This window comes from Tahibacter sp., from assembly GCF_032229445.1.
In the GTDB taxonomy this organism is placed as follows: domain Bacteria; phylum Pseudomonadota; class Gammaproteobacteria; order Xanthomonadales; family Rhodanobacteraceae; genus Tahibacter.
On the sequence record NZ_JAVTWC010000012.1, the window covers coordinates 66,684 to 88,043 of the forward strand.

General features: G+C 65.3%; 12 protein-coding genes. 3 read left to right on the forward strand and 9 right to left on the reverse strand.

From position 1 onward, the window contains the following. Positions 1–42: 42 nt before the first annotated feature. From RUU78_RS03160 to RUU78_RS03170, 3 genes are all read right to left on the reverse strand, one after another. Positions 43–2,952: a serine/threonine-protein kinase gene (locus tag RUU78_RS03160; RefSeq protein WP_313913572.1), complete on the reverse strand. Its 2,910-nt coding sequence runs from the start codon at positions 2,950–2,952 to the stop codon at positions 43–45. After that, positions 2,952–3,500: an ECF-type sigma factor gene (locus RUU78_RS03165; RefSeq protein WP_313913575.1), complete on the reverse strand. Its 549-nt coding sequence runs from the start codon at positions 3,498–3,500 to the stop codon at positions 2,952–2,954. The genes RUU78_RS03160 and RUU78_RS03165 overlap by 1 nt, the downstream gene beginning before the upstream one ends. A 180-nt stretch (positions 3,501–3,680) precedes the next feature. Further along, entirely contained in the window at positions 3,681–3,938 is a 258-nt protein-coding gene (locus RUU78_RS03170) for a helix-turn-helix transcriptional regulator (protein WP_313913577.1), read from the reverse strand. A gap of 360 nt (positions 3,939–4,298) precedes the next feature. On the opposite strand from RUU78_RS03170, the gene RUU78_RS03175 reads away from it, so the two are divergent. After that, positions 4,299–4,901 (forward strand): hypothetical protein, encoded by a 603-nt coding sequence (locus tag RUU78_RS03175; RefSeq protein ID WP_313913579.1) that lies wholly within the window; start codon positions 4,299–4,301, stop codon positions 4,899–4,901. A gap of 146 nt (positions 4,902–5,047) precedes the next feature. Here RUU78_RS03175 and RUU78_RS03180 read toward each other — a convergent pair whose 3' ends face one another. Continuing rightward, complete coding sequence (locus RUU78_RS03180; RefSeq protein ID WP_313913581.1) at positions 5,048–6,097, reverse strand: Fic family protein; 1,050 nt, start codon at positions 6,095–6,097, stop codon at positions 5,048–5,050. Positions 6,098–6,105: 8 nt separating this feature from the next. Next, a complete protein-coding gene (locus RUU78_RS03185) occupies positions 6,106–6,639 on the reverse strand; it encodes a transposase (protein WP_313913583.1) in 534 nt (177 codons plus the stop codon). Positions 6,640–7,213: 574 nt separating this feature from the next. On the opposite strand from RUU78_RS03185, the gene RUU78_RS03190 reads away from it, so the two are divergent. Together RUU78_RS03190 and RUU78_RS03195 are read left to right on the forward strand one after the other, a co-directional pair. Next, the gene (locus tag RUU78_RS03190) at positions 7,214–7,567 is read left to right on the forward strand and encodes a hypothetical protein (protein ID WP_313913584.1); all 354 of its coding nucleotides are present in this window, start codon (positions 7,214–7,216) and stop codon (positions 7,565–7,567) included. A 32-nt stretch (positions 7,568–7,599) separates the two neighbouring features. Then, positions 7,600–13,170 (forward strand): DUF3320 domain-containing protein, encoded by a 5,571-nt coding sequence (locus RUU78_RS03195; RefSeq protein WP_313913586.1) that lies wholly within the window; start codon positions 7,600–7,602, stop codon positions 13,168–13,170. A 90-nt stretch (positions 13,171–13,260) separates the two neighbouring features. Here RUU78_RS03195 and RUU78_RS03200 read toward each other — a convergent pair whose 3' ends face one another. From RUU78_RS03200 to RUU78_RS03215, 4 genes are all read right to left on the reverse strand, one after another. Continuing rightward, complete coding sequence (locus tag RUU78_RS03200; protein WP_313913589.1) at positions 13,261–13,557, reverse strand: hypothetical protein; 297 nt, start codon at positions 13,555–13,557, stop codon at positions 13,261–13,263. Positions 13,558–13,565: 8 nt separating this feature from the next. Further along, positions 13,566–15,119: a hypothetical protein gene (locus RUU78_RS03205; RefSeq protein WP_313913590.1), complete on the reverse strand. Its 1,554-nt coding sequence runs from the start codon at positions 15,117–15,119 to the stop codon at positions 13,566–13,568. Beyond that, complete coding sequence (locus RUU78_RS03210) at positions 15,116–17,773, reverse strand: hypothetical protein (protein WP_313913592.1); 2,658 nt, start codon at positions 17,771–17,773, stop codon at positions 15,116–15,118. The genes RUU78_RS03205 and RUU78_RS03210 overlap by 4 nt, the downstream gene beginning before the upstream one ends. A gap of 84 nt (positions 17,774–17,857) precedes the next feature. Continuing rightward, a complete protein-coding gene (locus RUU78_RS03215) occupies positions 17,858–20,977 on the reverse strand; it encodes a hypothetical protein (protein ID WP_313913594.1) in 3,120 nt (1,039 codons plus the stop codon). Between the last annotated feature and the right edge of the window lie 383 nt (positions 20,978–21,360).

The window sequence follows — 21,360 nt, forward strand, 5'->3', positions numbered from 1 at the left end:
ACGCACGACCCTGCCACGCCCGACCGATGCTGTAGGCAACCGTCAGCGTGGCGTCAGTTGCGCGAGCAGTTGCCGCGCGTAGGGTGAATCATCGCGACGCAGCAGCGGTTGGATCGCCTCCCGGATTTCATCCGCCTCGCGGCGCTGATCCGCCATTTGCAGTGCGGCTACCAGCGCCACCTGCACCTCCAGCACGCGCGGATCGTGGGCGGGATGCGGCGGGTGCCGGACAGCGAGCGCCTCGCGCAGCAGCGGTATCGCCGCATCGGCACGACCGAGCGCTAATTTGGCGCACCCCGCAGCGAACAGCGACAGGCCGAGGCGATAGTTGCCGGGCTCGAACACGCGGCGTGCCAGATCGGTCGCGCGCGTAGCGGTCGCGTCCGCGCTGGCGGCATCTCCGTCCGCGAGCTCGGCGAGGCTCAGCTGCGCAAGCACATTGGCGAGTATCGGGTTGCCGCCGGAGCCGCCGTGACTGAGTGCCTCCGCAGCCGGGCGCAGTTCCGCCAACGCCTCTTCGTATCGGCCTTGCAGGCGCAGCAGGTTGCCCAGGCGACCGCGCGTGTCGCTGAGCCATTGGGACGTGGGCTGCTCATGACGCGAGGCAATCGCATACGCCTCGCGGATGTCGGCTTCCGCTTCGCCGTAGCGTCCCTGCAACTGCAAGGTATAGCCCAGGTGCAGCAGGGTGTCGGCACTGTCGTTGCCGCGCTGCGCACCCGCCGCGCGGTCGGACAATGCGAGGGATTCCCGGAACAGCGCCTCGGCTTCCGCGAAACGGCCCAGTTCGCGATAGTCGGCAGCGAGAAACTTCGCGTGGCTCGCAATTTGTGCAGGATTGGAATCATTCAACGCAGCCCGCTCCAGCCGTAGCAAGGCACTGCGGCTCTCCGCGGCCTGCTCGAAGCGGCCGGCGATTTCCGCCACGCGAATCCGGTTCGAGCGGATGGTCCACGTCTGGATGTTGTCGGCTCCGTACAACCGTGTCGCTGACTCCTCGGCGACTTTCAGCGCCGCGTCGGCGCCAGGCAGATCGTGCTTGTGCAGCAGCATCAGTCCGAGGCGGTTCTGCGCATCGATACGGGCGCTCGCCGCGTGCGGCAGCCCGTGCAGGATGAGCAGCGCCTCGCGGATCGCTGCGATGGCTTCGTCGCCGCGCGCGTTGTTGTCCAGAATCTTGCCCAGCAGCATCCAGTCTTCCGCGACGGCAGCGCTGCGGTCGCCGAACCGCGCGCGGTCGTCCGCCATCAGCGCACGCAGCTCAGGATCGGCACGCTGGTAATTCTCGGCCGCGACCAGCGCAGCGACTCCCAGGCGACGTGCACGCTGTTCTTCATCCGTTGCGCCCACGCGCCGGGCCAGCACCTGCGCGGCCTCGACGTGCGCGGCGGCCGACGAAAAATCGCGCAGTTCCGTATCCACCTGCGCCAGGACAAGCCGGCTGCGCGCACGAACGGCGGGCGGAACAGCATCTGCGGTGCCCAGATCCATCGCTTGCGTCGCCATGGCCCTGGCACGCGCATAGTCGCCGATGTCGAAATACAAGCCGGCAAGCACGTTCGTCAGGTCGGCCTGTACCGCAGGCGTCGCGGCCACCTCAGCGACTTGTCGCGCGCCACGGTCGAGCAACTGGTGGGCGGTAAAGGGCTGCCCGTTGTTCTCGTCCGGACTGGCCTGGGCAAACACGCCCACGACGAAATGGCGCACGGCTTCCGCGTGTTCTGCGCTCTCCCGCGCAAACCGCGCCTGACGCAGGCTGATCACCGCCGCCGCGATCGAGACCACCAGCACTGCCATCACAGCACCGAGCCACAAGCGATGACGCGCGATGAAACGGCCGGCGCGGTAACGACGGCTGCTGCGCCGGACAACGATCGGCCGGCCGTCACGATGCCGCCGTATGTCCTCGGCAAAGGCCTCGACGCTGGCGTACCGCCGTTCTGGCAGAGGCTGCAAGGCACATGACGCGATCACATCGAGATCGCCGCGCAGCGCGCGTGCGCGGTCCGGCTCAACGCGCTGGCTGGGCGCAACGAACGTATCGTCGGCGTGTACACCGTGATCCGCACGAGAATCGGAAGCGCGCGGCGCATGGCCCGTCAACAGCACGTAGAACAGGCCACCCAAACCATACACATCCGTTGCCGTCGTGATCGGTCCGCCGCTCAGCTGCTCGGGTGCTGCGTAGCGCGGTGTCAGCGGCTCGCCTTGCGTACGCGTGAGGTCCGCGCCGGCCGTGTCGTCGAGCAGTTTCGCGATGCCAAAGTCGAGAAGCTTGACTCGCCCTTCTCCACTGACGAGCACGTTGGCCGGCTTGATGTCGCGGTGTACCACCAGCTGCCGGTGTGCGTGGGCGACCGCGTCGCACACGTCGAGAAACAGCAGGAGCCGCTCATCCAGTGCGAGGTTTCTGTGCGCAACGTAGCGATCGATCGGTTCGCCGTCGACGTAGTCCATCACGAGGTAAGGCGCGCCGTCCTCCTGGACACCGGTTTCGAGCAGCCGCGCAATGGCCGGATGATCCAGCTGCGCCAGGACGCGGCATTCGCGCTCGAAGCGTGCCACCGCAACGACGGAGTCGCTGCTTCGATGCAGCAGCTTGAGTGCGCCGCGCTGCCGCAGCTCGCCGGTGCCGCGTTCGACCAGATAGACGACGCCCATGCCTCCACGCCCGGCTTCGCGGACTATCCGCCACGCCGGCGCCGGGCTGGTCGCGGCCACCTCGGCCTGTGCAAGCGCCTCGTCCAGCGCGAAACGATTGCGTTGTTCCTGCGCGGCGGCGTCGAAAACACCCCCCAGCGCATCGGCACGCAGCAGCGCCTCGACGTCGGCGCAAAGCGCCGCGTCGTCGCACAGTTCGTTGAGCCGTAGTGTCTGTTGCGCAGACGGCAGATCGACCAGCGCATCGAACAGTTCGCATACGCGGCGAAAACGTGACGCTGGCGTGCTCACTAGCCGATGCTCGACGCAGCGAGCTGCCCGATCAGGAATGCCCGGGCTGCACGCCAGTTCCGAAAGACCGTGCGTTCGCTGAGCCCCAACTGCGTGGCGATCTGAACGATCGGCATTCCGGCAAACACATGCAGCTCGACGACCTGCGCGAAGCGCGCGTCAAGCGCTTCCAACCGGGTGAGTGCCGCATCGACGGCGACAAGGTCGAACGGTTGCGCCGAGCCGTCTGGTTCCAGGCCATTCAACGTGACCTGCGCAGCGCCGGCGCCGCGTTTTTCCGCCATGCGCCGCCGGGCACGGTCCACGAGGATCTGGCGCATCGCCCGCGCCGCGAGGGCACGCAGATAGCCCGGTTCCTTGCCGGCCGCCAGCTCGTGCGCTCCAATCTTCAGATACGTCTCGTGCACCAGCGCGGTCGTATCCAGTGTTTCGTAGGAACGCCGCTCGCGGCGAGCGTGGTGAGCCAACCGTTTCAACTCATCGTAGGCCAGTGCAAACAGGTCGCCCGATGCCGCTGTCTCAGCCTGGTCCGCCGTTGGCTCGGTCACAATCCGTCCTCGATCACCGTGGCTCCCGGCGCCACTGCGACAGCCCGGAGCCGGGGCATTTTAAGGCTCGCTCAGGCACCACATTGCGCGGTCCGTCCGCAATGCAGCGGAGCAGCTGAGGTTGAACCAGCCTCTTGTCGCGCAGCTTCGGAATGGTGAGAGAACGGAGCTATCGCTCCGTCAGCGCTTACCGGGCTGCTTCAGCCGCACCCCGCGCCCCTGGCCTTGGCTGGGCATGTTTTCGCCGATGAGCTCGATGCCTGCCTGGTCCAGCGCAGCAACGATCTTGGTCAGAGTCTCGACGACGCCACGCACGTTGCCGGCACTGGCCTCCATGCGCTGGATGGTCGGCAGCGATACGCCAGCCTTCTCCGCCAAAGTCCTTTGATCCATGCCTGCGAGCGCGCGAGCCGCCCGAAGTTGGTCAGCAGTGATCATCCGTAAATCCCTTCAAATATTCAGGTCAAGCAACGCTATACGCCAATTCTGATGTATTAGACATCAACATGCATGCATTGAAAATTACAGTTGATGGCATTAGCATGCTCCAGCCCCGCCGTCACGACCCGCCGACATCCGCCCGCACGTTGGCACCAGCAAGGCTTTCGTCAAATGATCAAACCTCGCCTCCGTCCAAGCCCGGCGCGCCCAGTGGCCCCTCGAAATCCGCACCTCGCTCCTGCGCCCCCTGCGCTGGGCAGGGTTGCGTTCGCGGCCAGCGTGCAGGCGCGCGATCAGACCGGGAAACGGGTGCACGTGCAAGCGCTCTGCTGGCCTACCGTGGCGGCGGCCTGGCCGATGCTGACGCAGGCGTGGGAGGCCGTCTCCGCGAGCCGCAGCATCAGCGGTGTCGAACCGGTGACCAACGCGGCGACTTCCTGGCTCAGGGAGTGCGCGCCGCTACTCGCATCTCCCTTCCTGAATACCTCCGCTGAAGAGAGCTCTCTGGCTGCGCTGCTCAGCCGGACGCCGCTGCAGGCCGCCGTCGCCATCGTCGAGGAATCCGAAACCCGAACCGACACGAGCCCCGCCAACGGCCGCCTGCACGCCCTTGGCCTTTGCCTGTCGGCGCACGGCGAGTTCCTGCGATTGCCGGGACGGCACGCCTGCGATGCCCTGGTGATGGCGCGCGCCGACAACGATGCGGAAGCGACGGAAGTGGACGCCATGCTGCGCGCCCGTGCCCGGCAATCCGAACGGGACTGGACCCACGGCCTGCGCTGGCAATTCTGGGACGAGACCCCCGAGCCGCTTCCGCTGGAACTCGCACGCCTGATCGCCGGTTGCGTCCTGCAGCAGCGGATTCACGAGGCAAGCGTCAACCCGGTGTTCAACGCCGTGCTGCCCAAATTGATGCGATCGCCGTTCCCGGTTCCAGCGGGTCGCTATAAGCGGCGGTGATGCCGATAACCGGGAGCACCTCGGTACAGGGCCGAATGCGAACGCGCCTGTCGTCTCGCTTGACGGACGGACGGCAGGCTGCTGGTGGGCGGGGGTTACCAGCGTAGGCGGGCAGATCCGCCACGCGGTCGCTTGCGCAAACGGCGCTACGGCAGCCGGTACCAGGTTGAGCGGCCAGCACCCTGGCGCACCAGCAGGTTTTTCTTCACCAGTGCAGAGAACGTCGCCTTCAGTGTGTTGGGACTTGCACCCAATTCGCGCACCAGATCGCCGGTAGTGACGCGACCATGCTCGCGCGCCCTGTCGAGCATGCGCAGGGCAAGTTCCGAAAGATCGGCCAGCGCGGAGCGCTCGCGTTCAATCTTGATGGCAAGCCGGCGTTTTTGCTGTTGCAGTGCACGCAGGAAGAACAGCAGCCACGCTCCCCAGTTTGGGGAGTCGCTGCGGATAGTTCCCTGCGTTTGGCGCAGGGCAAGGTAGTAGCCTTCCTTGTTGCTTTCGATCACGCTTTCCAGCGACGAATAGGGTACGTATGCGTAGCCGGACTGCAGCAGCATGAGCGTGGTCAGGACGCGGCTCAAGCGACCATTGCCATCCTGAAACGGGTGGATTTCGAGAAACACCACGACGAATATGGCGACGATGAGCAGCGGATGCAGCCGCGCGAGCTCCCGCGCCGAGGCATACCACGCCACGAGTTCTTGCATACGAAACGGCGTATCGAATGGCGTGGCGGTCTCGAACACGACACCGATCATGCGGCCTTGCCCGTCGAACGCGGCGACATCATTGCGAAGGGTTTTGTAGCTGCCGCGATGGCGGTCGTCTTTCTCGCTGTGGGCGAGCAGGTCGCGGTGGATCTGCCGGATGTGGTTCTCGCTCATGGGAATGTCTGCCCATGCGGCGAACACGGTTTCCATCACCTCAGCATATCCAGCGACTTCGGCCTCATCGCGATTAGCGAACCGCTCGACACGCAGGTGAGCAAGGAGGTGCTCCACCTCGCGATCGGAAAGTTTGCTTCCTTCGATACGCGTGGACGAGCCAATACTTTCCACGGTGGCCACATGCCTGAGCGCCTTAAGACGTTCGGGCGCCAGGGTGCCAAGCGCGCGCCAAGCGCCCTTGAACTCGTCAATCTCGGCAATGAGGCTGAGGATTTCCGGGGTGATCTGGAGGCTGTCGGTGCGGATCATACCGGCATTTATACCGGATTATGCCGGACTGTCCATGAAATGGACCGGATTAAATACCCGAATATGCCGGAATAGCCGTAACCCTCCTCGATCAGCGGTGCCAGTAACATCCGAACGTGGCCCCAGCTGGTCCATGTCGAATATTCAATGTCGCCGAACTCCCGGGCCGCTTCGCCCGTTGCGTCGCATCGAACGCGCGCCCGCTTCGGCGCCTCGGCAAGGTGGCTCGCCAGGCGCGCACTACCCACCAGGCCGATCACGTAATTGATCGCATTCGCTTCGCACCATCCCGTCAATCCATCGCGTAAATCCGCTGCCAGCAAGCGCCGTGATCCGCACCTGCGGCCAACGCGCACGAATCTTGTGCAGGACGCGGTCCAACGCTTCCCGGGCACCCGCGCCGCCATCGATAGTGGCGCGCCGTCGCTTCGCCACCAGCAGGCGCTTCCACAGAACATGCACAGCGGCAGATAGCAATAACCGTCGCAATACCCATGAAAGAACCGACCCTCCTGATCATCGTGCAACGCCGTGCTGCCCAAATTGATGCGATCACCGTTCCCGGTTCCAGCGGATCGCTATAAGCGGCGGTGATGCGTCTCATAAATCGTCAGCTGTTGCTGTCGTCACCTGAAATCGCACCAGAAGATGTCGCTTAAAGTACCCACTCTGCTGGCTGAGATTTCCATGGGGAATTGGCGACCTGATACAGCATTGCCAAAGTCGCACTTTCGCGTATCTCCACCCGACACTCGTGTCGCTTCTTGCCCCACGCCGAACAGGCCACCGTAGCTCCGGGAGAGGCGCGTCACGGTGCGACCTCTCTGAGGATGGAAGCTCTTCGCCTCTCGCCAACCTGCTCGACACCGAGCAATGTGACCGGCTAGTCAACGGCAATTCAGCACCCGCAGCGAATACGATCTGGACGCGGAAAGCGGCGCTGGCGGCGGTACGCAGACCGACACGACATGTTCGAACACGACCCGCTGTCTATCGGACGGGGATTGGACGGGAATCCACGTCACGCTCAAGCGCAGTCATGGCGATACCGGCAGCTATTCCGCGGGTCCGCCGCCTGTTCAGCGCATAGCCGCGCAGCGGCCGCGGGTCACGACGATGCGGTTGACGTTCTTGCCCGCAGAAGCGGCACAAGTGGACTTCGGTTCTGACGCGACGATTGCGGACGTGCACATCGGCCAGATGATGAAGTCGTGGATCTTCGTCATGAGGCTCACGTTCTCGCGCCGCCACTACGCAAGATTGGTGCGCGACCAGACGGTGGCGACTTGGCTGACATGCCACCGACGCGCCTTCGAACACGTCGTCGTGCCCGAGCGCACCTTCGACCATCTCAATTCTGCGATCACGCGGGCATCGATCAACGCCGGGTGGGAGGTCCCTCCTGGACGGGACAGCGGTAGACAACCGGTTGCAGCCCATCGTGACTGGTCCACAATCACGCGAAGTTGAGCGTGGCCAGCGGATCTAAGGAGCGAGCCTAAGTGGATAGCGTCGTCCCTTCCCACGAAACGGATTCCGGATATTTTCAGAGCGCCCTGCCGATCGACGCCAAGCTCGAGAAGGCGCGTCTGCGACTGCTGGACCTTTCCGCACGCAACCGGCTTCTGAACATCCCTCGATCGAAATCCCGCAGCGGGAATCTGATCGAGATCGTCGACGAGCGCGCCGGTGAGGTGTTTCGTCTGCTGGTGAAGGAGTCGCGCGCGCTGACGTTCATGCCGGGCCGCACGGCCGGTGGCGACGGTGAGCCCGGCGACGCCGACGAAATCGCCGATCTGGCTCAGCCGGAGGACGACGGCGTGGACGGCCGCGGCGTAGCCAACCGGCACGCCGACACGCGCCTGCAAACCCGGCTCACCTCCAAAGGCCTGCAGAAACGGCTTCTGACGCTGTTCTTCGACGCCCGCACGCTGGAAGAGGAACAGGGCGTCAACGTGCTCTACCTGGCGTTGGGCACGCTGAAGTGGATCGATCCCAACAACGCGGCCAACGTGCGCTACGCGCCGTTGATTCTGGTGCCGGTGTCGCTCGACCGCGCGACGGCGGGCGACCGGTTCAAGCTGCGGTGGCGGCAGGAAGACCCCTCGTCGAACCTGTCTCTGGAAGCCATGGTCGACATCGTCCACCTGCTCAAGTTGCCGGCATTCGAAGCAACAGACGACTTCGACATCGATGCTTACTGCGCCGCCGTGCGCGAGGCGGTGTCGTCGAAGGCGGGATGGGAGGTCGCTACCGACGACATCGTGCTGGGGTTCTTTTCGTTTTCGAAGTTCCTGATGTATCGCGATCTGTCGCCCGAGGCGTGGCCGGCGTCCGGTCCGTTGGCTGATCAGCCCTTGATCCGTTCGTTGCTCCGCGACGGCTTTCCCGCTCCGGAACCGGGCCTTCCGGACGACGCGCCCATCGATCCGGCCTTGCCGCCGGAAGCGCTGCGGCACATCGTCGACAGCGACAGCTCGCAAACGCTCGCGGTCCACGACGTCCGCCAAGGCCGGAACCTGGTCATCCAAGGGCCACCGGGCACCGGCAAGTCGCAAACCATCGCGAACGTCATCGCAGGCGCGGTGGCCGACGGCAAGACGGTGCTGTTCGTAGCCGAGAAGATGGCGGCCCTAGACGTGGTCAAGCGGAGGCTGGACGCGACGGGAGTCGGCGACGCGTGCCTCGAGTTGCACAGCAACAAGACCAACAAACGCCGCGTTCTGGACGAGCTTCGCCGAACGTGGGAGCTGGGGTCGCCCAAGGGCGCCGCGATGTCGTCGTTGCTGCGCCGCCTGACCGCCGCTCGCGACGCCTTGAACACCCACGTGGACCGGCTGCATCGCCCACACGAATGCGCCGAACTCTCGCCCTACGACGTGGTAGGTCAGTTGGTTCGACTGCGGGACGAAGGGGTGTCCCCGAGCGACCTCGCGTTGGCCGAACCCGCTGCGTGGTCAGCGGATGGCTTCAAGGAACGCCGTGCGCTGATCAAGGAGTTGAGCGAGCGCGTGGCGCTGATCGGCCTGCCCGCCGAGCACCCGTGGCGCGGGACGGCCCTGGAAGCGATCCTCCCGAACCAGCTCGGCCGTCTGCTCGACCGGGTCGGAACCCTGAGGGCCGATCTGCAAACCGTGGCGGACCGAATGCAGGACGTGGCACGCCTGCTCGATCGCGAAGCGCCGACCGCAACGGCGGGCTTGGAACCGTTGCGCGCCCTCGCCCATCGCGTCGCTTCGGCACCGCCCCTCGAAGGCACCGCGTTGGGCAATTCGGTTTGGGAGGAGCGTCGAGCCGACATCGACGCGTTGCTGGCTCTGGGTACGGCGCATCGGAAGATTGAGGTCGACCTGGCGGGACACGTTCGCGCCGAGAGCTCCCAAGTGCCGCTCGATGCGGTGCTGCAGACGCTGGGAACATTGCCGGAGACGTTCGGCCCTGACGCGTTCGCGCGCGGTCGATGGCTGGCCGAAGCGTTGCCCCCGTTCGTCATTGAAGCCGGACGGTTGAAAAGCCAGTTGGGGCTTGAGGGTGCCTTGGATACCTTGGCCGCGATCGGCAAAGCGGCGGTCACCGGACAGCGTGTGGCGGCGGCGCCGGACGCGAGCCCGGAAGTTTTCGCGGCCGCCATCTGGGACAACGGGATCGAGGTCGCGGCTCGGCTGGCCGATGCGGTCGCCAAGGTCGAAGACGTCAGGAAAGCGGTCGGCGCGAGAGTGGTCGCCGCGGCCTGGACCACCGACACCGGTCGCGAGCGGCAACTGATTCGTTTGAAGGGCACGAGCTTCTTCCGCTGGCTCAGCGGTGACTGGCGGCGCGCGAACGCCCTGCTGCGCTCCCTGGTGCGCGATCCCAAAGCGCCTGCTCAGGAAGTTCTCGATCTGCTCGACGTGGTTGAGGAGGGACGCGGGGCGCTTGCGGCGGTGAAGGAAGGCCAATCGCTCGGCAGCACCGCGTTCGGCGCGGACTGGCACGGAGAGCACTCGCGCTCCGCCCCGCTGAAGGCTCTGGTCGCATGGATGCGGAGCTTGCGCGGCCTCGGTGCCGCGCCGCGCCTGATCGCCGCTCGCCTGCCGGACCGCACGGAGATTGGCGCTCGCACCACGCGTGTGCACCGCATGCTGAACGACATCCGCCCGCAGCTCGAGGCGTTCTGGAACGACGTGGGCAGCAGCGATTTGCAGGATGCGGACGAGGCCACGTCGGCGGCGGCCACACGTTTGTCTGGCCTGCTCACGAGAGCGACCGCGGTCGCGAAGGCCGACGCCATCGCGCGCCAGGTGCTCACCCAGCCCGAAGGGACCGCGACGGAGCGGCGCGCGGTGCTCGCACGGGTGCACGAAGCGCAGCGGCATGCCGGGTTGATCGACGAGCAGCGCGAGCTCGGAACGTGCGCGTTCGGCAGCCGGTGGCGGGGACCGGAGACCGATTGGTCGGCCTGCGCGGCGGCGGCGGCGTGGATCAGGGATCACGCGGACGTGCGCCAGCTCGCGGCGAGGCTCGAACCCCGCTCCGCGCCCATGGAGATGGCGGATGCCGCCGGCGCGTCGGCGGCCCAATGGCATACCGCATTCGCTGCGCTACTGTCGGACCTGAGGGCCAGCCCAATCAGTCTGTTCGGCACCACTTCGGCCGAGCACACTCCGGTGGCGGAAATCCTCGCGCGGTGCGCGCTGTGGTCGGAGAGCGGCGAACAGCTGTCCAAGTGGACCGCTTTCCGGGAGCGCGCCGAGCGCGCGCGTCACCTGGGGCTGAGCGACGCGGTAGCTCGCCTGGAAGACGGACGTCTTGCCCATCACGAGGCGCCGTCCGCGTTCGAGATGGCGTATTTCGAAGCGCTGCTGGGCGACATGGTCCGCACCGACGGCAAACTGGCCCGGTTCGACGGCGAGCTGCACGGTCGATCGGTGCACGAGTTCGTCGCGCTGGATCGCGAAAGCCTGCAGGCCAGCCGGGTCGATGTCGTTCAGGCGCACCACCGCAAGCTGCCGCCGAAATACGGCGGACTCGGTCCGGTCGGGATTCTCCGCGGAGAGATGGCCAAGAAGATTGGGCTCCTGCCCGTGCGCCAGCTCATGCAGCGCGCGGCTGCCGCGGTGCAAGCCTTGAAGCCGGTCTTCATGATGAGCCCCCTGTCGGTCGCGCAGTTTTTGCCGGCTGGCCAGGTGAAGTTCGACCTGCTGGTGATGGACGAGGCCAGCCAGATCCAGCCCGTGGACGCGCTGGGCGCGGTGGCACGCTGCCGCCAGGTGGTCGTGGTCGGCGACGAGCGGCAGCTACCGCCCACGCGCTTTTTCGCCAAGGCGATCGAGGGCGATGAGGACGACCAAGACGACGATGCGGGTGCGCCCGTCCAGGTGGTCGAGAGCATCCTGGGACTGTTCAGCGCGCGCGGCTTGGCGCAGCGGATGCTGCGCTGGCACTACCGCAGCCGTCATCAGTCGCTGATCGCGGTTTCGAACAGCCAGTTTTACGAGAACCGTCTGATCATCGTGCCGAGCCCCTACACCGCCGAAGCGGGCATGGGATTGTCGTTCCATCACCTGCCCAACGGGGTTTTCGAAACGGGCGCCGGCGCCAACGCGATCGAGGCGAAAGAAGTCGCCCAGGCCATCGTTCGCCACGCGCGTTCACGTCCCGATCAATCGCTGGGCGTGGCGACGTTTTCCGTGCGGCAGCGGCGCGCGATCCTGGACCAGCTTGAAATCCTGCGGCGGGAGCATCCGGACACGGAACCGTTCTTCGACGCGCATCCCAGTGAACCATTTTTCGTCAAGAACCTCGAAAACGTGCAAGGCGACGAGCGCGACGTGATGTTCATTTCCGTCGGCTACGGCAAAAACGCTCAGGGTGTGATGTCGATGCGCTTTGGGCCCTTGGGCGCCCAAGGCGGCGAGCGGCGGCTCAACGTGCTGATCAGCCGCGCCAAGCTGCGCTGCGAAGTGTTTTCCTCGATCACGGACGACGACATCGACCTGGAACGAGCCCGCGGAGTTGGCGTCGTGGCGTTCAAGTTGTTCCTGCGTTTTGCGCGCACGGGCCGCATGGACCTCGCCGGTGCCGAGGCTGCAGGTGTGCCGGATGTGTTCGAGTCGCAAGTTGCCGCCGGCCTGCGCGCGCGAGGCTACGACGTGCACCCCCGCGTCGGCATCGCGGGCCTCTACATCGATCTGGCGGTGTCGGATCCTGAGTTGCCCGGCCGCTACGTGCTCGGCATCGAATGCGATGGCCGGTCGTACGAAGCCGCGCGATCGGCGCGCGATCGCGATCGTTTGCGGCGGGCGGTGCTGGAGGACCACGGTTGGGTGATGCACCGGATCTGGGCGTTCGATTGGCTGCATCGGCCCGTCGAAGAAATCGGTCGGCTGGTGGCGGCCATCGAAGCGGCCAAGGCCGAACTGCGTGAGGCGGCCAGCAGCGCGGCGCGCAGAACGCGAGCCGTGCCCGTCGACGTCGTGACGATCGATCGCGAGGACGTCACCGAGATCGGGCTGGAAACCGCAGGCGCCGAGTCGTCCGACGCGCCTGCGTACCGGGTGGCTCGCCTCCATCCGCTACGCAACTACTCCGATATCCCCTCCGTGCCTGCCGCTTTGCTGGGAGGCATGGTCGAGTCGGTCGTGGGCGAAGAGGGTCCGGTGCATGGGGACGTGGTCCTGACCCGCATTCGCGATGCGTGGGGAATGGGCCGTGCTGGCGGTCGCATTCGTGCGGCCGTGGAGGAAGCCATCGCGCTGGTCGTGCGATCCAAACGCATTCGCCGCAGCGGAGAGTTCCTGTTCGCAGCCGATGCTCCCGTCGTTGCGCGCGACCGATCGAACGCAGGGGATGTCCGCAAACCCGATTGGGTGGCGCCGGAAGAGATCGAGGAAGCCGTTGTGCAGATCGTTCGACGCAATCTGGGCGTGAAACCTTCGGAGGTGGCGTCCGCGGTGACAAAGCTACTGGGCTTCACGTCGACGACTCAGGCGTGGCGCGACGTGACGACGACGCAGGTGACCAAGGCGCAGCGCCGCGGACGCATAGCGATGCAGGACGAAATGCTCGTGGTGCCGCAGCCGACCGATCCATGATGAAGACACGAGTTGGAGTTCAGCATGCGAGATGTGCAGCAGGACGCAGCCCAGCACTCGCTGTATGCCAGGAGCGCCCTGAGTTGAGGGTCATCCGGAGACCTTGACCATGGCCATGAGGTCGTCGCCATCGATGAGCAGATGAGCACCCTGATCCACTACCAAGGCCGGCAGGTCTGTGGATGCAATCAACGTGTGGCCGCCGCGGCCACACGTTGATTCCGTTGCACGTAGGGCTTGGCCGCAGCCAAAGCCCTGACGCAACGTGACAGCGGCTTCCTCAGTAGGCCGATCGGGCAACACGATCACTCGCTGCAATTCGCCGCTGCCGTTCGGCGAGGCCTGCAGCTCGTCAGTCCTGATCGCGCCGTATTGCGGGAGCCACATGCCGCACCTTACTTCGCGACATCGAGCTTGATCTGCTTGAGGCTCAAGCCTTCAACGCCCGATGGCGCGACCGTACGGGAATCGGCGCCCGTCCCGCCTCTGCTCCCTGCGCCCGGCACACCGCCTTCGATGCGATAGACACCGTCGTACCTGATCGTTGCCTTGCCGACTTCGATCACGGCGAATTCGGGCCCACCGTTACCGCCGGCACCGCCTCCGCCGCCTCCGCCTCGACCACCGCTGCCGCCCCGCCCGCCGGTGCCGGCAGTCCGTTTCGGACCGGTGCTGCAACCGTAGACGCTGGAGCCAGCATTACCCAGTGCGTCGTACGCTTCGCCGGGCGAACCTTTCTCTCCGTTCCCGCCCGTGCCGCCCGGGCCGCCTTGGCCGCCGAACACCACAACGTCGTGCGTACGCAGGTCCGCATCGATCACCAGCAGGGCGGATGCGCTACCGCCCGATTCGCCGCCGCCGCCGCCCTCGCCGCCACAACCCCCGTCGTTGCCCAGATGACCAGAACCCCCGAGGGCCACGTAGCTCATCAGGCACCAGTAGACGATGTTCCAGGAGCCGCCTGCTCCACCGCCACCGCCGCTGGCTCCCGCGCTGCCGGACTGCCCTCGGGGCGGAACCGAGCGGCTGAGCCATTGCCATTGGCCTTGCGCGTCGCGCGCGATCCCGCCCTTGTCCGGAGCGGACGTTGCACCGGCAGGCCCTTCGATTCCGGCATCGCCAGGGCCGCCGTCCCCGCCATTGTCGAGATCGCTGTTTTTCGACCATCCCCACATCGAGCAATGGCTTTCGCCCGCGTCGCCCGCGACGCCGCCGTTCGCCGTCCTGCCGTAGGCGGTCACGCCGCGACCGGCGCTGGCCTGATGCACGGAGCACACGATTCCATTGTCATCACTGGGAGTCGCCCAACCGCCCCGAACGCCGTAGGTACAAGAACCCTTGCCCGGCTTCCCCGTGCTTCCGGCCCGGCCCGGCCCGGCTCGCCCCCCCTGCAACACCACCTCGGCAAGACGGGCGTCGGCATGCTGCACGACGAGAGCGAAGGAATTGCTGCCCACCGTCTTGCTCCGGTCCGGCCCGATGACCACGAGCCGTTCCAGCGAGACGCCCGGTTTCGACAGCACCACGGTGCGATCGGTGTCCTTCGCCACCAGGCAGGTGTGCGCCGAGCACAGATCATCCTTGGGGTGCAGTCCGCGTAGCTTGCGCTCGCCGAACGTCTCCTGCTTCGAGAAAGACAGATCCCAGCTGCCGCGGATAGCCGCGTTCAAGGGCGGCTCCAGCCGCGGTTCCTCGAACCGGCCCATGGTCACGTGGATGCTGCTCGGCGCGCCCGCCGCCAGTTGGAATGCACGCGAGAGGGTGCGGACCGCCGCGGCCGGCGTGGTGCCATCGGCGCTGTCGACGCCACGCGTGGAAACATGGATGGTGCGTTCGGCCGCAAGCGACGGCGTCGCGTGCAGCAGCCCCGACGCGGCGATGGCAAGGGCCAGACCGCGTGCACGACCGACCGCGGGCGCACCGCTACGATTCCTGCCTGGGCGGCTCATGTGCCTTCTTGCCCCTTCGCTTTCTCGTCCTTTTGCTCTTTTTTCTTTTTCGCCTCCTGCGACTCTTTTTCGGCCCTTTCCCGAACGTTGTTCGTCACCTCAATTTTCTTTTCCACAATCTCGACAGCCGACTGATCGCCCTTGCTTCTCGCGTCTTTCAGTTCTGCACGGAGGCGATCGATGGTCTTCGTCAGGTCCGCCGTCATCGTTTCCGTCGCCTTGAGGCGAGCTTCCAGTTTCTGGCTGTAGCCCTGCGCTTTTTCCAGTTTTTCGACCGTGTCCGAGAGTCTTTCCAACGTGGTTGAAAAATCCTTCATCTTGTTCTTCGACAGGTCGTCCAGGACCATGCTCGTGTCCGATGTCTTCTTTTTCTTGTCCGAGTTGATATCACGCTTGAACGCCAACACCGCGACGATCATCGAGGCGACCGAGATGAGTGCCGATACCGCCGTCACTATGGCGTTGCTGACCTCCCAGGCGCCGCGGTTCTCAAGATCGGGTTCGGCAATGACGATCTGCGGCGCGGCGTGCGCCGGCTTCATCACGCAACTCTTATCGCTCATCACCCGGATGCGCGGCTGGTACGTGTTGCCGGGGTCTTCGCTGTCGGAGATCGAGCCCGACACGCCGAAGCTGAGCAGCCCGGCTTCGGACAGATCGGTCTGCGCCGCGAGGTTCTGGTCCCACTGCAGACCGGCAGGCAACGTGCCTTCCAGCACCCGCCAGGTGAAGGGCTGCTGCCCGTAGTGGGCCGTGATGCGTCCGGTGTACTTCTTGCCACGCGAAGCCGGGACCCACTGATCCCCGGAAAGCTCCAGGGCGTCGCGGCTGTCCATCTCGATGGGCACGTGCAGCAGCAGCGGGATCAACAGATCGACACTGTCGCCTTGCTTGACGTGGGTGCCATCTTCCATCGCCGTGTAGATGCTGCGTGTCGCCTGGACCCAGCCCGACGTGTTCACCGGCAACACGCTGAAGTAGTAGTCCTTGTGCCCGACATTCTGGGTTTCGCCCGTGGCACCGCGTACCAGCACCGACGCCTTGCTGAAATCGGGCACGGCTTTCTTGACGTCAGCATCGGGGCCAATACCGAGATCGGCGTTTTTCGCCGGCGGCTTCGTGTCCTTGCTCTCGGGCTGCTGAAGGCTCAGCAGCCGCGGCTGGTTGAGATCGTCGATGGCCAGAGCGAAGCGCACCCCGGACGCCAGCGGGCCCCGCAATCCGGTGACGCTCATGCGCACCTCGTAGAAATCGGTCTCCACCAGTGCGGGCAACTCACACGAGGTGTCCAGCAGAATGCCGATCTGCGCATTGAGCGCGCCGGGCATGACGTGCCTCGCCTCGTCCAGCGCCTGGAACCCTTTCGCGCGCGACTTGGCCGGGAACCGGATTTCCGCGGCCGCGCCCGATGCGACCTTCGCCTGGAACAGCACGATGCGGCCGGTGGAATTGCCGGCACTGTCGGTCTCCTCCATGCCGAACCCGGTGACGTTCTGCGTCGCGTCGAGCTTCAACGTGGTTCCGACGAGCAGATCAGCTGGCGCGAGCGCACCGCTGGCCGAGGCCTCAGCGACAAGGTCGCCTGAGGGTACGAGCGCGTCGTAGGCGGTATCGAAGAAATGACCGCTACGGATGTCCTTGGCTGCGGCGACGTCCCGTGCCCGGGCACGCAAAGGTCCGGGTGCGCCAGGCTTGCGCCACAACGTCGCCTTGTCCACAAGGCGTGTGGCATAGCCGGTGAGTGTGCGAGCCTGGCCGGTCGTGTCGAACCAGAGATAGAACTTGCGCGATCCGCCCGACGTGATCGACATCTGCAGCGTGGCTTTCGTCGTCGTGCCCGGCGTGAACTCGAAGCTGCAGCCGATCACCGAGTTGATATAACTCACATCGCTGGCCTTCCTGTCGCCCAAGGTGAGCGAGAGCGCGCCTGCGTCATCGCAGGTGATGCGCAACAGATCGTCGTGGAACTCCCAGTCGTCGGTGTCGGTATAACGCAACTGGTAGCTTCCGTCCCAGAGGAACGCGGGGTCTTCGCCGCGCTCGGCAAACACGCCGGCAGGCGTGCTGACCCCGCGCTTGCCGCGAAGCGTGCGCTCACCCCGGCCATCCGATTTCACGGTCAGGGTGCCGGTGACGAACACCTGGAAGTTGTCCGCCAGCGCCGTCAGGTCGTCCGCCGAAGGGTCTTCGAGATCGTCTGCCGAGGTGCTCAGCTGCAGATCTGCGGTGACCAGACTGTTGGCGACACGGATGCGCCGCTCCGCATAGGCCTCACCCTCGCTAGGAACGTCAAAGGCCTCGTCCACGCAGCCCAGGAGCAGGCGCATGTTGGCGGAATCGATGGTCAGCAGGTGCACGTCCCCGAACGAATCGACCACGGTATAACTGCCGCACCACAAGCCTGCATGTCGGGCGCTCATTGCCTCGTGCATGTCCCGCAAGGTCGCCAGATCGGTGACGTATCCCAGCGACTGGATCGCATGCTGGACCGCGGCGTCCAGCTGGGCATCACTGGGATCCGGGTTGTTGGCGAACACCTGGGCAGTGGCGTCGCGGACGGCATTCATCGTCTCGATGGCATCGAGCGGACTCTTGCTGTGCAAGAGCAGCATGGCGCGTGCAGCGGATTCCTCGGGCGAGAAGGTATGGGTCACGGTGCGTCCTCTGTGTTGACGTCAAGGGTCCGCCGTCGTCCGGCACGGCGAGCGGGGTTGTGTCGGGGTGTCGCAGGTACGCCGTCAGCGGGATGCGGATCGCAATGCAGGGCGTCCGGCAAGGCCCAGCGCCTGCTGGGCGCGAAAAATCACGCGGAAGCAGATGCGCAGGTTCACGTCCTCGATGCGATCCGCGGCCTGAATGCCGGGGCTGGAGATCAGCAGCTGGATCTGGCTGAAGATGCCGCGCTTGTCGACGTTGTCGTCGCTGACTTCGCCGCCGGGGCCGCCGGCCATATCGGCGTTGGTCGGATCCTGCAGTTTCGCTCGCGAGAGGTGGGCGAATTCCGTGGTGACCGCCCGGCCGTTGTAGTCGAACAGGCGCGCCACAGGACTCGTGCTGGCGTCGACGATGTAGGCGTAGGTGCCGAGCTTGATGACGAAGTTGACGTCGTCGCCATCGGTCTTCACGCCCTCCATCCAGGGATTGACGTGCGTGACGCGCATGTCCCATTCCTTGCCGGTGTTCAACTCGTAGGCGGCCACGATTGCGGGGATATGCGGCGGCGCTGCGGGCTCGCCGTTGGCGTCGGTGAAACTCACATGAAGGGCCTTGGGCGGCAGGATCTGCAGCCAGACGGGCTTGCCCGCCAGCAGCCCGGCGATGACGCGCCGGTCCTGTGCCGAACCGCCGCCGTGGATGTCGATGCGAAAGCGGCTCTTCTTGTCACTTGCGGCATCGTCGGGCGCCTTGATCACGATGGTCTGGTTGCCCGCGTTGTAGTCGCTCAGCTGGTAGCGCACGCTGGTGGAGTCGTCGCTGCCGACCACGGCATCGCGGTTGACGTCCCAGTTGCCGTCGGACTGTTCCGCCATGCTCGCCGCGGCCTCCTTGTCGGCCTTCCAGAAGGCGGATACCTCGCCGAGAAAATCGCCCGACGGCAGATCCGCATCAAGGGTGATGTAGGCGAACTTGCGCAACAGCCGCGCACGCAGATCGGCGGCGCGCTCGAGATTGGACAGATAGATCCCGGTGTAGGTCTGCACCGTGTCCATCAGGCTCGCCGTCAGCGTTTGCTGTGTGCTGGTCGCGAGCCCCTGAGCCTTGGCCTGCGCGGCTTGGTAGTCCTCCCACTCCTTCGCGAGCTGGTGCAGGCGGGTGTTGTATTCGATCCACGTCTGGTTCTTCTGGCCGACCTTCTGGCGCAAGGCACCGATGTCGTGGAGCACCTTTTCTCCTTGTCCCTGCAGCAGACTGGTGAACTTCGAGACGAAGGCGTCGACATTGTCGAGCGTGGTCATGATGGCCGTGTCGAGCCTGCCGACCTCGTCATTCCTCACGACGCCCTGCACCACCTTTTCCAGATCGTCCACGCTGCCGGTCACCTGGTGCAGCTGCTTGATCACGGCGTCCTTTGCGACGGAGTTGCCTGCATCGTCGGTAACCTCGTTGACGGCCTTCTCGTAGAGGCCGAAGCCTTCGATCAACGCCAAGCCGGCACAGGCTTCGGGATCACTTGCGACGAAGCACAGGTTCTTCAGCGATTCCAGTACGTCCTTGATGCCGAGGTTGATCTTGTTCTTGACGAGATCTTCCAGCGCCGGCGAACTCAGATCCGCGTGGAGGCGCTCGATGAGCAGGTTGCAGTTGGTATCGGCGGCGTTCAGATCGCCCAGCAAGGAGCGCGAGTCGACGCCTCCCGCAGTGGTGTCGCCATACAGCACCTTGCGCAACTCATCGACGCCGGCCTTGTGCATTTGCATGGCGTACTGGGCAGAATCCCGGATCGCCGCGACGTCGGCGGAGGTCTTGATCGCATCGGCAAGCTCCTTGCGCAGCCGTATGTAGAAGTCGCGTATGCCTTTTTGCTTCACAAAATACTTGTCGACATAGCTGCACAGCGTGTCGAACGGCAGCGGCGAGACCGATGTGAACGGCGTGCCCCAGACCGACTGACCGCTGCGATACCACCCGGCCATCAACATCATTGCGTTCGCCACGGGGCCTTTCGCACCGGCATGCGGGTCGGCCTCGGTGTCGACCAGGAACGCGTCGCGTTGCGAAGTGAGGGCATACGGCAAGGCCAGCATTTCGCCCCACAGCACCAGGTAGCCCAGCGCCACCCAGGAAGCATTGGTAGCCGTCGGCGCCCGCAGGCGCATCGGCTGACGCTGCAGGTAGGACAACTTCATGCGGTGGTACAGCAATGCCCAGTAGTGCGGACTGCAGGTGAGCGACACCATCGAGACGTCCGGCAACAACCGCACACTTTCTTTTTTGCGGTACTCAAATGCGTTGGGCACGGTCACGTCGCTGTCGCCTGAGGCGCCGTGGGTCCCAGGCCCGGCGTACGAACCGTAGTGATGGTTGTCCTGCGCGGGATCGTGGGCAAAGCCCGGCAGCCCCGGATCGCCGGAAGCGCCGCCTTCGCAACTCGTGTGGACCCAGGCGTCGAGACTGACCGGATTTCCCTTCGCATCGACCGCACGGCTGCAGGTGAACTCGATGCTGCCGCTGTCGCCACCCGGGCCGCCGCGACCGGCGTTGCCGCCGATCAGGCCCGCTATCCAGTTCTTGACGTTCTGCCCGCCGATGCCGGCGTTGCCGCGCCCGCCGTCAGCCTTGAGGAACAACGGGCAGTGCAGCGCGAGCGTTTCACAGGCGATACGGATGCTGCCGCCGTCCGCGCCCTTGGTCGCCCAGCCTTCGCCGGGATGGTTCTCGAACCACGCGCCCACCTCCGACGCGCGCTTTGGATCGTTGAGCGCGACCACAATGTCGTCGCCGTTGGCCGCCCGTGCACTCGCGTTGTCCAGCCAGGCCGGCACGTCGGGCTGCAGATGCGTGGCGAAGCGCGGATCAGGGATCGCCGAAACATCAAGGGTGATGCCCTTGGTCGCATCGCCGTAAACGGTAAGCGTGCGGCAGGCGATGCTGATGTTGCGGCTGGTAGAGGAGGACCGGTTGCGGTTCAACAGGTCGGAAGCCAGGGTGATGTCCAACCCCTGGATATCGAGATCGTAGTCGTCGTCCAGCACGGTGGTGTACTGGTCGAGGTGTGAGTTGTCGGAGATCCACAGCTGATCGAGCACCGAGACCAGCGTTACGGTTCCGGCCACGGAGACGAGATGCGTGAGCGGATCCTTGATCGGTTCGACATCGTTGCGGAACACGAAGGGATCGATGGCGTCGGCGATGTTCATGAGGGCGACCTGCTGGGCGGGAAACGGGGCAACATCGCCCCTCTTCCCACTTGAACGACGAAACTCTCACGGGACTGCCATGGCCATCTCCGCGATCGTTGCAGCCGCGAGTTGATGCAGGTTCGTCGGTGGCCCCGGCCGTTCGCGCGGACGAGACTGTCGAAGCGCGTCGAGAATTGCACCGGGTGTCGGACCCGAGCTGCGTGGCTTTCGCGCGCGCGGGTAACCAGGCGCACGCCATGGCGATGTAAGCGAAGGTCCGCGGCTGAGGCGCGGCACGAGTGGTCGATTGGCGAGTTCGCGCGACGAATGTACCTTTCGCGCCATACGCGCCATACGCGCCATACGCGCCATACGCGCCATACGCGCCATACGCGCCATAC